At 70.1% G+C, this 16,219-nt stretch carries 8 protein-coding genes; 4 read left to right on the forward strand and 4 right to left on the reverse strand.

Annotation, left to right across the window (positions count from 1 at the left end; all coding sequences use genetic code 11):
• Positions 1-224 (reverse strand): hypothetical protein (locus tag EJ913_RS32180; protein WP_211098990.1); only part of this gene is annotated, 224 nt, incomplete at its 3' end.
• On the opposite strand from EJ913_RS32180, the gene EJ913_RS31720 reads away from it, so the two are divergent.
• Genes EJ913_RS31720 through EJ913_RS18225 form a run of 4 tightly spaced genes read left to right on the forward strand, consistent with a single transcriptional unit; the run spans position 214 to position 11,235 of the window.
• Entirely contained in the window at positions 214-9,231 is a 9,018-nt protein-coding gene (locus EJ913_RS31720) for an Ig-like domain-containing protein (protein WP_211098991.1), read from the forward strand. The genes EJ913_RS32180 and EJ913_RS31720 overlap by 11 nt on opposite strands.
• Positions 9,224-10,444, forward strand: coding sequence for a PP2C family protein-serine/threonine phosphatase (locus EJ913_RS18215; protein ID WP_127000464.1), 1,221 nt, complete (start codon positions 9,224-9,226; stop codon positions 10,442-10,444). The genes EJ913_RS31720 and EJ913_RS18215 overlap by 8 nt, the downstream gene beginning before the upstream one ends.
• 13 nt (positions 10,445-10,457) lie before the next feature.
• On the forward strand, positions 10,458-10,793 hold the full coding sequence (locus EJ913_RS18220) for an STAS domain-containing protein (protein ID WP_127000466.1): 336 nt from the start codon (positions 10,458-10,460) through the stop codon (positions 10,791-10,793).
• Positions 10,783-11,235, forward strand: a complete 453-nt coding sequence (locus EJ913_RS18225) for an ATP-binding protein (RefSeq protein WP_127000468.1) — start codon at positions 10,783-10,785, stop codon at positions 11,233-11,235. The genes EJ913_RS18220 and EJ913_RS18225 overlap by 11 nt, the downstream gene beginning before the upstream one ends.
• A gap of 15 nt (positions 11,236-11,250) precedes the next feature.
• On the opposite strand, the gene EJ913_RS18230 is transcribed toward EJ913_RS18225, so the two are convergent.
• The 3 genes from EJ913_RS18230 to EJ913_RS18240 form a co-directional block, all read right to left on the reverse strand.
• A complete protein-coding gene (locus tag EJ913_RS18230) occupies positions 11,251-14,040 on the reverse strand; it encodes a hybrid sensor histidine kinase/response regulator (protein WP_127000470.1) in 2,790 nt (929 codons plus the stop codon).
• A gap of 123 nt (positions 14,041-14,163) precedes the next feature.
• Positions 14,164-14,844, reverse strand: coding sequence for a LuxR C-terminal-related transcriptional regulator (locus EJ913_RS18235; RefSeq protein ID WP_127000472.1), 681 nt, complete (start codon positions 14,842-14,844; stop codon positions 14,164-14,166).
• A 356-nt stretch (positions 14,845-15,200) separates the two neighbouring features.
• Positions 15,201-16,202: a methyl-accepting chemotaxis protein gene (locus tag EJ913_RS18240; protein WP_211098992.1), complete on the reverse strand. Its 1,002-nt coding sequence runs from the start codon at positions 16,200-16,202 to the stop codon at positions 15,201-15,203.
• Positions 16,203-16,219 lie beyond the last annotated feature (17 nt).

Raw genomic sequence — 16,219 nt, forward strand, 5'->3', positions numbered from 1 at the left:
TTGACGATCAGCAGTGCGCTGGTGTCCCCGGCGGCGGGCGAGGTGCTCAGCGTGGTGATCGCCGGGGTGCCGGCGGGGGCGGTGCTGTCGGCGGGCAGCGACAACGGTGACGGGACCTGGACGCTGACGGGCGCGCAGCTTTCGGGCTTGACGCTGACGCCGCCGGCCGAGTTCAGCGGCAGCCTCGGCTTGACCGTGACGGCGACGGCCTCGGTGAACGGCACGCAGGCCAGCCACAGCGAGGCGCTGACGGTCAACGTGGCCGCGGTGGCCGACGCGCCCAGCCTGACTGTGGCGGCGGCCTATGGCCTGGAGGATCACGCGATCGGTCTGAGCATCGCCGCGCATCTTGCCGACATCGACGGGTCGGAGAGTCTGAGCCTGATCATTTCCGGTGTTCCGGCCGGAGCGGTGCTGTCGGCCGGGGTGAACAACGGCAACGGAAGCTGGACGTTGACCGGAGCCCAACTGTCGGGCCTGACGCTGACGCCGCCGCACGACTTCAGCGGCACCATCGGCCTGAGCGTCACCGCCCAGGCGACCGAGGCCACGGGCGGGTCGGCGACGACGGTGCTCAGCCTGCCGGTGTCGGTCGCGGGCGTGGCCGACACCCCCACGCTGGCGGTGTCGGCGGCGAGCGGCGTTGCCGACACCGCCATCGGCCTGACCATCGCGGCCGCCCTCCAGGACACCGACCTGTCGGAAACGCTGTCGGTCCGCATCTCCGGCGTTCCGGCGGGGGCGCAGCTGTCGCATGGCCTGCTCACCGCTTCGGCCGGGGGCTTCACGGAGTGGACGCTGTCCGCCGCCGACCTGACGGGCCTCACGATCACGCCGCCTTCCCATTACACCGGCGTGATGGACCTGACGGTCCAGGCGATCTCCACCGAGTCCGACGGCGACAGCGCGATGAGTGCCGCCAGCCATCTCGCGGTCACGGTCGGGTCGTCGAGCGGGTCGGGCGGTTCGTCCGGCGTCACCCTGAACCTCGGCGTGGTGGCCGGGGTCGAGGACACCCCGGTCGCGCTGAACCTGCTGGGCAGCCTGAGCGGGCTGTTGGGCTCGGCCACGCTCGACTCGGTGATCGTCACCGGGGTCGGCAACGCGACGCTCAGCGCCGGGGTGCGGCTGCCGGACGGCTCCTACCTGCTGACGCCGGCCCAGTTGGCCGGGCTGACGCTGATCCCGCCGCTCGACGCGTCGGGGGACTACACGCTGGGCGCCACCGTCAACCTCGGCGGCGGCCAGCTCGGGACGAGCGTCTCGGCCAGCCTGGACGTCCACGTCGTCGGCGTGGCCGATGCCCCGACCCTGTCGGTGTCGGGATCAGCGGGAGCCTATGCGTCGGCGATCCCGCTCAACATCGCCGGAGCCCTCACCGACACCAGCGGGACCGAGCATCTCCACTACATGATCGGCGTCGCCGCCGGCGCGCATCTGTCGGCGGGCATCAACAACGGCGACGGTACCTGGACGGTGCTGCCGTCGCAGCTTGCCGGGCTGACGGTGACGCCGCCCTACGGCTTCTCCGGCAACCTGCCGATCACCGTCACCGCCGTGTCGCAGGAGGTCAACGGCGACGCCGCCTACACCCAGCAGTCCCTGACCGTCGCCGTCGCGGCGCCGATCCTGCCCACTCCGGTGTCGCTCCATGGGACGGAGGACATCGCAATCGACCTCGGAGCGACGCTGCTGTCGCTCAACCTCGGGACCATCGCCAGCATCGGCATCACCGAACTTCCGGCCGGCGCCACGCTGTCGTCCGGCGGTTTGCTGAACCTCGACGCCGCCGACATCAGCGTTGGCCTGCTGAACAACCTGACGCTGCACATGCCGGCCCACTACTCCGGCGACTTCCAGCTGAAGGCGGGGATCAAGCTGCTCGGCGGCCTGGTGACTCTCGAGTATCCGTTGACCGGCCACATCGATCCGGTCGCCGACCAGCCGACGCTCACCGTTGGGGGGACGATCAGCGGCACCGAGGACCAGCCGATCCCGCTCGGCATCTCCGGCAGCCTCGTCGATCTCGACGGGTCGGAGACGCTGTCCTTCACCGTCGCCGGCCTGCCGGAGGGAGCCCGGCTCAGCGCCGGTCACGTCGATCCGATGAGTGGCACCTGGACGCTGACGGCCGCCGAACTGGTCGGCCTGTCGATCCTGCCACCGCCGGACTTCAGCGGGTCGATCGCGCTGACCATCGGCGCGGTCGCGGCCGAACAGCTGGGCGGGTCCGCCGTGACGCTGAAGCCGGTGACCATCACCATCGCGCCGGTCACCGACACGCCGGTGCTGGCCCTGCCCGCCGCCACCGGATCGGAGGACAGCGCCATCCCGCTGACCATCGGCGTCGCCGCCGGCGACATCGACGGGTCGGAGACCATCACCGGCCTGCAGGTTTCCGGCCTTCCCGCCGGGGCGAGCCTCAACCATGGCACCGCGTTGGGGAACGGGGTCTATGCCCTCACCACGGCCGATCTGGTCGGGCTGACGCTGACGCCGCCAGCCAATTATGCGGGCACGCTGTCGCTGACGGTGACCGCAACCGCCAAGGACGGCACCGCCGTCGCGGCGTCGGCCAGCGGGTCGCTGTCGGTGACGGGGCAGCCGGTGGCCGACGCGCCGCTGCTGACGGTCGCCGACGGCAGCGGTCCGTCGGGTCATGACATCGCCCTTAACATCGGCGCGGCGCTGGTCGATGCGGACGGCTCGGAGGTTCTCTCGGTCACGGTCGCCGGCCTGCCGGCGGGGGCCAGATTGTCGGCCGGCCTGAACAACGGCAACGGCAGCTGGACGCTGAGCAGCGAGCAGCTCGCCGGGCTGACGCTGACGCCACCGGCCGGCTTCTCCGGCACCCTGGCGCTGACCGTCACCGCCATCGCGTTGGACGGCGGCCTCCAGGCCAGTCACAGCGAAGCCCTGACGGTGACGGTCACTCCGGTGGCCGACGCACCGACGCTCAGCGTGGCCGCGTCCAGCGGCGTGGAGGACCAACCGGTCGCCCTGAGCATCAGCGCGGCCTTGGCGACGCCGGTGCCGGGGGAGGTGCTGTCGGTCACGGTGTCGGGCGTTCCGTCCGGTGCGGTGCTGTCGGCGGGGACGAACAACGGGGACGGGACTTGGACGCTGACGGGCGCGCAGCTCGGCGGATTGACGCTGACGCCGCCGTCCGACTTCAGCGGTTCCCTGAGCCTGACGGTGACGGCGACATCCTCGGTGAACGGCACCCAGGCCAGCCACAGCGAGACGCTGACGGTGACGGTCGCTCCGGTGGCCGACGCGCCGGGCCTGACCGTGCTGCCGGCCAGCGGGTTGGAGGACCAGGCGATCGCCTTGAGCATCGGCGCGGCCCTAGCGGCGCCAGCGGCGGGGGAGACCCTGAGCGTGGTGATCGGTGGCGTTCCGTCCGGGGCGGTGTTGTCGGCGGGTGTGAACAACGGCAATGGCACCTGGACGCTGACAGGCGCACAACTGTCGGGCCTGAAGCTGACGCCGCCGCATGATTTCAGCGGCAGCATCGGCTTGACGGTGACGGCGACGTCCTCGGTGAACGGCACTCAAGCCAGCCACAGCGAGACGCTGGCGGTGACGGTCGCTCCGGTAGCCGACGCGCCGACGCTCAGCGTGGCATCGGCCAGCGGCAGCGAGGACCAAGCCATCGCCTTGAGCATCAGCAGCGCGCTGGTGTCCCCAGCGGCCGGCGAAGCGTTGTCGGTGACGGTGTCGGGCGTTCCGTCCGGGGCGGTGTTGTCGGCGGGTGTGAACAATGGGAACGGCACCTGGACGTTGACGGCGGCGCAGCTCTCGGGCCTGAAGCTGACGCCGCCGCATGATTTCAGCGGCAGCATCGCTTTGACGGTGACGGCCACATCCTCGGTGAACGGTACCCAGGCCAGCCACAGCGAAGCGCTGGCGGTGACGGTCACCGTGGCGGCGGTCGCCGATGCGCCGAACCTGACGGTGCTGCCGGCCAGCGGGTTGGAAGATCAAGCGATCGCCTTGAGCATCGGCGCGGCCCTGGCGGCACCGGCGGCGGGGGAGACCTTGAGCGTGGTGATCGGTGGCGTTCCGTCCGGGGCGGTGCTGTCGGCGGGGACGAACAACGGCAACGGCACCTGGACGCTGACGGGGGCGCAGCTCTCGGGGCTGACGATCACGCCGCCGCATGATTTCAGCGGCAGCATCGCTTTGACGGTGACGGCGACGTCCTCAGTGAACGGCACCCAGGCCAGCCACAGCGAAGCACTGATGGTCACCGTGGCGGCGGTCGCCGATTCGCCGAACCTGACGATGCTGCCGGCCAGCGGGTTGGAGGATCAAGCGATCGCCTTGAGCATTGGCGCCGCCTTGGCGGCTCCGGCGGCGGGGGAGACCTTGAGCGTGGTGATCGGTGGCGTTCCGTCCGGGGCGGTGCTGTCGGCGGGGACGAACAACGGCAACGGCACCTGGACGCTGACGGGGGCGCAGCTCTCGGGGCTGACGATCACGCCGCCGCATGATTTCAGCGGCAGCATCGCTTTGACGGTGACGGCCACATCCTTGGTGAACGGCACCCAGGCCAGCCACAGCGAGGCGCTGGCGGTGACGGTCGTTCCGGTGGCCGACGCGCCGAGCCTCAGCGTGGCGTCGGCCAGCGGCAGCGAGGACCAAGCCATCGCCTTGAGCATCAGCAGCGCGCTGGTGTCCCCAGCGGCGGGCGAAGTACTCAGCGTGGTGATCGCCGGGGTGCCGGCGGGGGCGGTGTTGTCGGCGGGTGTGAACAGCGGCAACGGCACGTGGACGCTGACGGCGGCGCAGCTCTCGGGCCTGACGATCACGCCGCCGCACGACTTCAGCGGCAGCATCGGGCTGACGGTGACGGCGACGTCCTCGGTGAACGGCACCCAGGCCAGCCACAGCGAGGCATTGACGGTCAGCGTGGCGGCGGTGGCCGATGCGCCGAGCCTGACTGTGGTGGCGGCCAGCGGGTTGGAGGACCAAGGGATCGCCCTGAGCATCGGCGCGGCCCTGGCGGCGCCATCGGCGGGGGAGACCCTGAGCGTGGTGATCGGTGGCGTTCCGTCCGGGGCGGTGTTGTCGGCGGGTGTGAACAACGGCAATGGCACCTGGACGCTGACAGGCGCACAACTGTCGGGCCTGAAGCTGACGCCGCCGCATGATTTCAGCGGCAGCATCGGCTTGACGGTGACGGCGACGTCCTCGGTGAACGGCACTCAAGCCAGCCACAGCGAGGCGCTGAGCGTCACCGTGGCGGCGGTGGCCGATGCGCCGAGCCTGACTGTGCTGCCGGCCAGCGGACTGGAGGACCAGCCGATTGCCCTGAGCATCGGCGCGGCCCTGACGGTTCCGGCGGCCGGCGAAGCGTTGTCGGTGACGGTGTCGGGTGTTCCGTCCGGGGCGGTGTTGTCGGCTGGGGTGAACAACGGCAACGGCACCTGGACGCTGACGGGGGCGCAGCTCTCGGGCTTGACGATCACGCCGCCGCACGACTTCAGCGGCAGCATCGGTCTGACGGTGACGGCGACGTCCTCGGTGAACGGCACCCAGGCCAGTCACAGCGAAGCGCTGAGCGTCACCGTGGCCCCGGTGGCCGACGCGCCGAGTCTGGCCGTGCTGCCGGCCTATGGCCGGGAGGATCTGGCGATCGGCCTGAACATCGCGGCGCATCTCAAGGACATCGACGGCTCGGAGAGCCTGAGCGTCATCGTCTCCGGTATGCCGGCCGGCGCCGTGCTGTCGGCCGGGGTGAACAACGGCAACGGAAGCTGGACGCTGACCGGCGCCCAGCTGTCGGGCCTGACGATCACGCCGCCGCACGACTTCAGCGGCACCATCGGCCTGACCGTCACCGCGCGGGCGACCGAGAGCGGGGGCGGGGCGGCGGCGACGGTGCTCAGCCTGCCGGTGTCGGTCGCGGGCGTGGCCGACACCCCCACGCTCTCCGTGTCGGCGGCGAGCGGCGTCGTGGACACCCCCATCGGCCTGAACATCGCGGCCGCCCTCCAGGACACCGACCTGTCGGAGAGCCTGTCGGTGCGGATCGCGGGCGTTCCGGCGGGTGCGCGGCTGTCGCACGGCCTGCTGACCAGCTCGGCCGGCGGCTTCACGGTGTGGACGCTGGCCGCCGGCGATCTGGCGGGGCTGACGATCACGCCGCCCTGCCACTACACCGGGGTCATGGACCTGACGGTCCGCGCCGTCGCCACCGAATCCGACGGTGACAGCGCGCTGAGCGCGGCGAGCCATCTGATGGTGACGGTCACGTCGTCTGGCGCGGCGAGCGCCTCGGCCGGCGTCAACCTGAACCTCGGCGTGGTGGCGGGGGTCGAGGACACCCCGGTGACGCTGAACCTGCTGGGCAGCCTGACCGGCCTGCTTGGATCGGCGACGCTCGACTCGGTGGTCGTCACCGGTGTCGGCAACGCGACGCTGAGCGCCGGGGTGAAGCTGTCGGACGGGTCCTACCTGCTGACGCCGGCCCAGCTGCTCGGGCTGAAGCTAATCCCGCCGCTCGACGTGTCGGGGGACTACACGCTGGGCGCCACCGTCAACCTTGGCGGCAGCCAGCTCGGCACCTCGGTGTCGGCGACGCTGGGGGTGCACGTCGTCGGAGCCGCCGACGCGCCGACCCTGTCGGTGTCGGCCGCCGCCGGGGCCTACGCCTCCGCCATTCCTCTGAGCATCACCGGGGCGCTGACCGACACGTCCGGCACCGAGCATCTCCACTACATTCTGAACTTGGCCACCGGCGCGCATCTGTCGGCGGGCATCAACAACGGCGACGGCACCTGGACGGTGCTGCCGTCGCAGTTGGCCGGGCTGACGGTGACGCCGCCCTACGGCTTCTCCGGCAGCCTGCCGATCACGGTCACCGCCGTGTCGCAGGAGGCGGGCGGCGCCGTCGCCTCGACCTCGAAGGTCCTGGGGGTCACCGTGGCCGCCCCAAGCGCGGCCCTGCTGTCGGCTCTTGCCGGCCTGGTGCCGCTCAACGGGGTGGAGGACGTCGCCCTCGACCTCGGCGGGACGCTGTTGGCGCTCAACCTGGGCAGCATCGCCAGCCTGTCGATCAGCGGCATCCCGGCGGGGGCCACGCTGTCGTCGGGCGGGCTGCTCAACATCAGCGCGGGCAACATCAGCGCCAGCCTGCTCGGCGGGCTGAAGCTGAACATGCCGGCCAACTACTCGGGCGACTTCCAGATCTCGGCGACGGTCAAGCTGGTCGGGGGCCTGATCACGCTCAACAAGGACATCAACATCCACGTCGCCCCGGTGGTCGACCTGCCGACCCTGACGGTCGGCGCGACGATCAACGGCACCGAGGACCAGGCGGTCGGCCTGAACATCGCCGGCGGCCTCGTCGATCTCGACGGGTCGGAGGCGCTGTCCTTCACCGTCGCCGGCCTGCCGGCCGGGGTGCGGCTCAGCGCCGGGCACGTCAACCCGACCAGCGGCGCCTGGACACTGACGGCCGCCGAGCTGGTCGGCCTGAAGCTGCTGCCGCCGCCCGACTACAGCGGGACGATCACGCTCTCCATCGGGGCGGTCGCGACCGAGCTGCTGGGCGGGGCCGGCGTCACGCTGAAGCCGCTGACCATCACCATCGCCCCGGTGACCGACACGCCGGTCCTGGCGCTTCCCACGGCGGTCGGGTCGGAGGACAGCGCCATCCCGTTGACCATCGGCGTCGCCGCCGGCGACATCGACGGGTCGGAGACCATCACCGGGCTGGTGGTGTCGGGCCTGCCGGCCGGCGCCACGCTGAACCACGGGACGCCGCTGGGCAACGGGTCGTATTCGCTGACCACCGCCGATCTGATCGGGCTGACGATCACGCCGCCGGCCAACTACGCCGGCACCCTGGCGCTGACCGTCACGGCCACGGCCAAGGACGGCGCCGCCGCCGCGGCCTCGGCCAGCGGCTCGCTGTCGGTGACGGTGAAGCCGGTGGCCGACGCGCCCACCCTGACGGTCGCCAACTGCACCGGCCAGCAGGGCCATGACATCGCGCTGAACATCGGCGCGTCGCTGGTCGACACCGACGCGTCGGAGGTGCTGTCGGTGGTGGTCGCCGGGCTGCCGGCCGGAGCCGTCCTGTCGGCCGGGCTGAACAACGGCGACGGCACCTGGACCCTGACCGGCGCCCAGCTCGCCGGGCTGAAGCTGCACACGGCGGCGGGCTTCTCGGGCGACGTCAACCTCACGGTCACCGCCCACGCGCTGGACGGCGGGATCGGTCCCTGCAACCAGTCGCTGGCCGACAGCACGGCCACGATGACGGTCCATGTCCAGCCGGAGATCGCGGCGCCGCATCTGGCCCTGCCCGACGTGACGCTGGTGGAGAACACGTCGGTCCTGCTCGACCTCGGGGTCGGGCTGCACGGCCTGAACATCCTGGCCGACCTCAGCGTCACCGTCGCCGGGCTGCCGGTGGGGGCGGGCCTGTCGGCCGGGACGCACAACCAGGACGGAAGCTGGACGATCCAGGCGGCCCAGCTGGCCGGGCTGCGGCTGACGCCGCCGCTCGACAGCACCGCCGACTTCACCCTGACGGTCACGGCGTCGGCCCACGCCGCCGGGCTCGCCGCGGTGGAGACCAGCGGGTCGCTCCACGTCACGGTGCTTCCGGATCTGGGCGACAGCTCGTTGCTGCACGCCGGCTTCGCCATCGCGCCGTCGCTGGGGCTGTCGGTGCTCGGCACCCAGATCGTCGCCGGGGCGACCATCACCCTGGACAGCGGTCTCCACAGCGGCGATTGTCTGACCCTGGGCGGCCTGCACACCGAGACCGACGCGTCGGGGCATCTCCTGATCGCCGGCACCGGCATCCAGGTGACGGGTGGCGGCTACGACGCGCAGCACCACACGCTGACGCTCAGCGGCAACGCTTCGGCGTCGGTCTACGAGTCGGTGCTGCGGTCCATCCACCTCGACCCGTCGAACGACGGCGGCAGCCGGTCCATCGCTATTGACCTGCTCGACGGCAACGGGCACGCTATCGCCCTGGGCCATCAGGCGATCACACTCGACGTCGGGTTGGACGGTTCGGCGACCGGCACGGTTCTGGGCGGCGTGCTCGGGCTTGTGGACGGAGCGTTGGGTGGCTTGGCCGGGGCCGGGTTGGGCCTCGATCTGGGTTCGCTCGGCGACGCCTTGGCCGGCCACACCGACGGCGGGGCCACGTCCTCGCCCGTGGACGATCATCTCCACAACGCGACAAACTACCTGCATGCCTAGCAACAGACTGCGCGTCTTGTGTGTCGATGACAGCCCGTGCATGCGGGAGATGCTGGTTACCAGCTTGGTTCGTCTTGGTTACGAAGTGGTGCCGGTGGCCGATGGGTACGAGGCGTTGGCGGCGCTGCGCTCGGACCCCAGCATCTCCCTGGTGATCAGCGATTGGATGATGCCCGGCATCACCGGGGTGGAGCTTTGCCAGCGAATCCGCGACCTGCCGCGCCCCAACCACATCCATGTGATGCTGTTGACGGCGCGGCAGGGCCAGGAGAACTTCCTGGAGGCGATGGCGGCCGGCGCCGACGACTTCCTGAACAAGCCGGTGGACATGCCGACCCTGTCGGCCCGCCTGCGGGTCGCCGAACGGATCCTGACGCTCCAGCAGCGCATGCAGCGCAACAACTCGCTGCTGGCCCAGGCCAACCAGAAGCTCCGCACCGCCTACCGCCGCCTGCACGAGGACATGGAGGCGGCGGCCCGCACCCAGCGCAGCCTGCTGCCCAAGCCCTCGCTGGCGCTGGGGGCCGCCCGCTTCTCGGCGGCGCTGACGCCCTCCACCTCGATTTCCGGCGACATCTACAATTACCAGACCCTGCCGGACGGCTCGGTCGGGTTCTACGTGCTCGACGTCGCCGGGCATGGCGCGCGTGCCGCGCTGATGTCGGTGATGCTGTGCCGGCTGTTGAACGCCGAGACCTTCGTCAGCAAGGAGGACGGCGTCACGCCCAGGGCGCCGGACGCCATCGTCGCCGACCTGAACCGCCAGTTCCAATCCGACGACAGCGTCGCGGACTACTTCACCATGATCTGCGGGGTGCTGAGCCGCGATGGGCGGACCATGCGCCTGTGCCAGGCCGGGCACCCGCACCCGGTGATCCTGCCGGTGCGCGGACGGCCCCACACGGTCGGCACCGGCGGTTTCCCGGTCGGTCTGTTCGAGCACGTCGATTACGAGACCATCGAGATCGCGCTGGAGCCCGGCGACCGGGTCTTCCTCTACTCCGACGGGGTGACCGAGTGCACCTCGGCCGACGGGGCGCTGTATGGTGAGGAACGGCTGCTCCAGGTGTTGGAGTTGACGCGCGTCGCCCCGCTCGACCGGATGGTGGCGACCCTTCAAGCCGAGCTGCGCGGCTGGCACCAGCGCGACAGCTTCGACGACGACATTTCGATCGTCGCCTGTGAGATCACGAACCCGACACCGATTTCGTAAGGATTCCGAACCGATGATCACGCCGCAGACCATTGGAGACACGCTGGTGTTAAGCGTGAACGTGCCGCGCCTCGACGCCGCGCTCGCCGTGCGCTTCCGCGAGGAGGTTCTCCAGCAACTGACCGAGGAGCCCAGCCGGGTGGTGATCGATTTCTCGGCCGTGACCTTCCTCGACTCCAGCGGGCTCGGCGCCCTGGTGTCGATCGTCAAGCGGGTCGGTCACCATTGCCGGCCGGTCATCTGCGGGTTGCAGCCGGCTGTCCAGACCATGTTCGCCCTGACCCGGATGGACCAGGTGTTCAAGGTGCGGGGCACCGTCGACGAAGCGGTCGCCAGCCTTGCCGAGTGATCGCGAGCCGGAGGCCGGACAGCCCCTTTTCCAGACGGCGGTCTCCAGCAGCCTGGAGAACGTCCGCCTGCTGGCGGACGCCGCCTGCGGGGCGCTTGCCCCCGTGCTGGGCGACATGGATTTGATCAAGGTCCAGATCGGGCTGGTCGAGGCGGCAAACAACGTCGTCAAGCACGCCTGCCGGGATCGCGAGGACCACACCCTTTCCCTTTCATGCACGGTCTCCGGCGGCGTGGTGACGCTGGTGCTGGAGGATGACGGCTTTCCGCCCGCCGTCGACCTGAACCGGAACGCGGCGGCCTCCGGCGCCGGCCCGGTGCCCGACGGGATGGCCGAGAGCGGGCGCGGCCTGTGGCTGATGCGGCAATGCTTCGCGTCGATCCGTTTTGAATCCGGGAACGGCCTCAACCGCCTGTTTCTGCGGTTCGAGCCGGAGGCCTGATCCGGCGCGTCCGGATCAGCGCGGTTCGTCCGCGCTGTGCTCCAGCAGGGGAACGGCGCCGGGCTGCGCCGATGACGACCGCTCGCCGTAGAGCCGATCGATGGCCTCGGCCAGGGCGGACACCTTCACCGGTTTCAGGAAGAACGCGTCCGCGCCGGCCGCCAGGGCCGAGTTCTGGTCCACCATGCGGCTGTAGCCGGTGTAGAGGATGCAGGGCAGGTCCGGGCGCCGCGCCTTCAGCCGCGCGATCAGCGCCACGCCGGTGATCCCCGGCATCGTCTGGTCGGTGATGACGACGTCGAAGGCGTCCGGCTCCTCCTCGAAGGCGTCGATGGCGTCCTGGGGATCCTCGCAGACCGCGACCTCGTGGCCGATCCGCTCCAGCCCGACCGACACCATGTCGCCCATGTCGCCTTCGTCGTCGACCACCAGCACGCGGCAGCGCCGCCGGGTCCGGGGCCGCGCGATGTCGGCGGTGTCGCCGCTGTCCTCGGCGGTTTCGCCGTCCGGGCAGACGGGGATGAAGACGCGCAGGATGGTGCCGGCGTTGGGCAGGCTGCACACGATCAGGCCGCCGTCGTGCCCCTGAACGATGCCGAACACCACGGCCAGCCCGAGCCCGGTGCCCTTGCCCAGATCCTTGGTGGTGAAGAAGGGGTCGAAGACCTTGGCGACGACGTCGGGAGTCATGCCGTTGCCGCTGTCGCTGACCTCGAACATCACGTGCTTGTGGCCGACGCGCGGGGGCAGGGCCTTGTGAACGGACCAGCCGGCGGCGGTGCATTCCTCGGCCGGGTCGCTGTCGCCGTTCCACAGCCGGGCGGAGACGGTGATGCGGCCGGTTTCGGCGGGCAGGGCGTCGCGCGCGTTGATGGCGAGGTTGACCAACACCTGAACCAGTTGGGTACCGTTGGCCATCATCCGGGGCAGGTCGTCGGGGACCGCAAGCTCCAGCGTCGCGCTGGACGGGATCGCCGAGCGCAGCAGCATGCTGACGTCGCCCATGATGATCTTGGGCAAGGTCGGCGTCAGCGTCACGTCGCCCGCCCGCGAGAAGGCGAGGATCTGGTGCACCATGTCCTTGGCGCGGTCGCACACCCGCTTGATCCGGCTGGCGTAGTCGCGCTGCGCGCTGTCGACCGGCAGGTCGCAGAACAGGAAGTCGGCGTAGCCGGCGATGGCGCCCAGCAGGTTGTTGAAGTCGTGGGCGATGCCGCCGGCCAGCCGGCCGACCGCGTCCATCTTGTCCATCTGGGACAGGCGCCGTTCGAGGTCGGCCTTCTCGCTGGCGGCGGTCAGGCGGGCCGACACGTCGCGGGCGATGATGACGGTGTCGCCGTTGGGGCGCTGGGTGAAGCGGGTCTCCATCGCCGCGATGCATTCGCCGAAGGAGGTGCAGTAGTTCTCGATCACCCCCTCCCAGAAGCCGTCGCGTTCCAATGAATCGGTGATCTGGAGTTCGACCCGGCGGATCGTCGTCTCGATGCTCTCCAGCGAATGCAGGTGGCGGCCGAGGATGTCGTCCGGATCCCGTGCCCCCACCATGTTGCAGGCGGCTTGGTTGGCGTAGATGATCTGCTGGTCGGCATCCAGCACCAGGATCATGTCCAACGCCACGTCGATGGCGGCGATCATGCGTTCGACGTCGCGCGCGTTGCGGATGACCATCTCGCGCAACTCGCGCCGTTCGCCGGCCGAGCGGCGCAGTTCGTCCAGCGCGCGGGCGATGTCGCCGATCTGGTCGCGGCGCTCGACGAGATGCGCCGGAGGCGGGATGTGGTGGTCGCCGCTGTCGAGCAGGCGGATGGCTGTGTGCAGATGCTCCAGCGGCGCGCCGGCCATCCGGTGGACCAAGGCGCGCAGGGCGATCAGGAAGAGGGCGAGGGCGCCGAGGCTGAGGGCACCGAACAGCAGCATGCCGGAACTGAGGATGGCCGCCGAGCCGGAGGTTGGGACGTCCAACACGAGGAACTGCCGGTAGTCGCCGGGCCGCGCGGGCAGCGCCATGCCGATCCGGTGGAATTCGGCGCCCGACGGCAGGGTGTGAAGGTGGGAGAAGCCGCTTCCGGCGCGCAGGACCCGCAAATCCTCGGCCGAGACGTAGCCGGGTTGGCTGGGATCGGTGGTCGTCTCGTGCCCGATCTGCGTGGCGTCGTCGCTGAAGAGGTGGACGCCGTCCGGGGTCAGGATCGAAAGCCGGGTGTCGGGCACCGTGTGTTCGACCGACAGGCCGATGCGGACCCAGTCATAGGCGTCGATGTCGTAGCCGACCAGCCCGATGATCTCCTGGTCGACCATCAGCGGCTCGACATGGGTGGAGGCGCTGGCGCCGGGGGCCAGGGTGTGGCTCGGCTTGGGCGGCTGGGCCTGGGGCCGGCCGGTTTCCGCCGACTTGAGGATCAGGGCGCGGTCGGTGTCGTTCAGCGTGCCGGTGCGGTCGATCCGCCCGTCCTGCCGGGTGAACACCATGGCATCGACGCTCACTTCGCTGAGCGAGGACCACGCGCTGGGGTCGACCGGGTGCGGGACGATCCACAGTTTCGGGATTTCCGGCAGGCGGGCGAAGACACGGCGGCCCAGATCCTCCAGCGCCACCGAGTGGATGCCTGGATTCTCGTTGTGCGCCGCCACCGCCAGCCCGAGAAGATCGGCGCCCTGCAGGGTCTGGGAACGGAGGGAGGCGATGCGTTCCCGCACCTCGCGCGCCAGCGTGTCCGCCTGCCCGCTCGACAGGCGGTCGAGCATGCCAGCGCTGGTCCACTGGGCCACGAGGAGCACGACGACCATCAGAAGCGTGGCCGTCACGGCCGCCGCCCGGATCAGCCGCTTCGAGAGGTTGTCGGGAGCCCCTGCGGTCGCTTCTCTCGAATAGGGCATGGGATCCGCGGCGATTTCAGTCATGTCCGGGAGAAGGGGAGGCGGCGGCCGTCACGTGGCGTTGCCGCCGAACAGGCCGGTTTCCTGCGCCCGCCGCACCGCGTCGGCGCGGTTGCGGGCGCCCAGTTTCTTGAAGATGCGGCGGGTGTGGAACTTGACGGTCACTTCCGCCAGTTCGAGCCGCCGGGCGATTTCCTTGTTGGTGGCGCCGGTGGACAGCAGCGAGAAGACCTCGCGCTCCCGGTCGGTCAGGGACGCGTGTTCGACCACGTCCTCGTCGCCGCCGACCTCCTCGTCCAGCCCGGCGGGCAGCCGGTCCTCGCCGGCCAGGGCCAGGGCGATGCCGGCCGGCACGACGGTGCCGCCGTCGGCGACCACCTTCAGCGAGGGGGCCAGCACGCGGCGCGGCGTCGTCTTGGGCAGGAAGGCGGCGGCGCCGCAGCGCAGCGCCTCCAGCGCGATGGAGGGTTGTTCCGATCCCGTCACGACCGCGATCGGGCCGCGAACGTCGAGCGCCCGCAACCGCGAGATCGGGTCGCTGTCGCCGACGCCGGGCATGTGCCAGTCCAGAACGATCAGATCGAAGGCGCGGTCGTCGACGCCCGTCCCGTCGAAGGCGTTGTCTTCCAGCGATCCGACAAAGACGATGTCGGCGCTGGGCCATTGGTAGCGGACCGACAGCTCCAGAGCTTCGCGAAAGAGCGGATGATCGTCGGCGACCAGGATCTTCAAAACATGCCTCCCTTCGAACAGGGCCTCCCAACCAACCTGTTCTGCCGGATCAACCTATTGCCGATAATCTTAATAAGAGGTAATCGGTTCCCGAACAGTCGCCCTCAATGATTTCTATCCTGGCGCGGGTGACTTTCGGGAAACATCCTCCCCGCGTTGTCTTCTGCGGGATGTTGTTAAGTGCAGGGAACTATAAGCTCCGTATGCCCTGCGATAATTAAGCATGTTTTCCGGGGAGATGAAAAGGAGGAGGATTTCGATCCAGACAGCCACTCCCGGACGGGAGGCGGCGCTTTGGGATTATCCTTGATCTCCCAAAAACCAAGCGGCGGGCCCGGACAATTTCTGCGCGTTCCCTAGAAGAGTTCGAACGAATCGCCTTGGCTTGTGTTGCGCGCATAGCCGAGCAGCGCCATGCTCAACGCGTCCTCCATCTCGGCCAGCGTGATTTTCGACAGAAGCTCCTCCGCCCAGGGCCGATCGACGGCGCTGTCGCCCCGATGGACGGCGCGCAAGGCGTTGGCCAGATGCGACAGGGCGACCACGGTGTTCTCGGTCCGCTGCTTGGCGCGGTCCTGGAATTGCAAGTTGCACATGATCCGGGGCACCGTCCGGCCGATGTCGGCGGAGACGGCGGCCGACTGCTCGACCGACTGGGCCAGCGCCGCCGTGTGGTCGCTCAGCGCACCGCCGATCGCCGCGATGCGCTCGGGATCGAGCGCCGCCTCGCCCTTGTCGGCCAGCACGTCGCGCACGGTGTCCATGCCGCCGCGCAGGCCCTGGCCCATGTCGCCGACCGCCTGCCGGATCGTGGTGGACACCGAATTGATCGAGCGCGACAGGTCGCGGACCTCGTCGGCCACCACGCCGAAGCCGTGCCCGTGCTCGCCGGCCCGCGACGCCTCGATCTTGGCGTTCAGCGACAGCATGACCGTCTGCCTGTTCAACTGGTCGATCTGGGCGGTCAGACGCTCCACCTGGGCGACGGTGGCGGCGCAGGCGTCGAACACGTCGAGCATGGCGCGGGCGCCGCCGGTCAGGCGGTCGGCGCGCTGGATGGCGGCGCGGCAGGTGCCGGCCAGCTCGTCGGCGATGGCGGTGAACGCGACGCTGTCGGCGCCCACGGCCATGCGGCGGGTCTGGCCGATGATCCGCTCCAGCATGGCCGACTGGCGGACGGCCAGCGCCGACAGCTCCTCGAAATCGGCGCTCAGCGTCGCGACGCCGTCCTCGATGATGGCCGAGGTGCGCTCCATCTCGCCCGACAGCCCGCCCAGCGCGCGGTCCACCGTGGCGATGCGCCGGTCGGCGATCTCACTGTCCATCGCCCGCGCCCCGTTTCCGAAAAAGCCGTCCATGGCGTCCATCCCCCTGC

It is taken from the genome of Azospirillum doebereinerae (genome assembly GCF_003989665.1).
Taxonomy (GTDB): Bacteria; Pseudomonadota; Alphaproteobacteria; order Azospirillales; family Azospirillaceae; genus Azospirillum; species Azospirillum doebereinerae.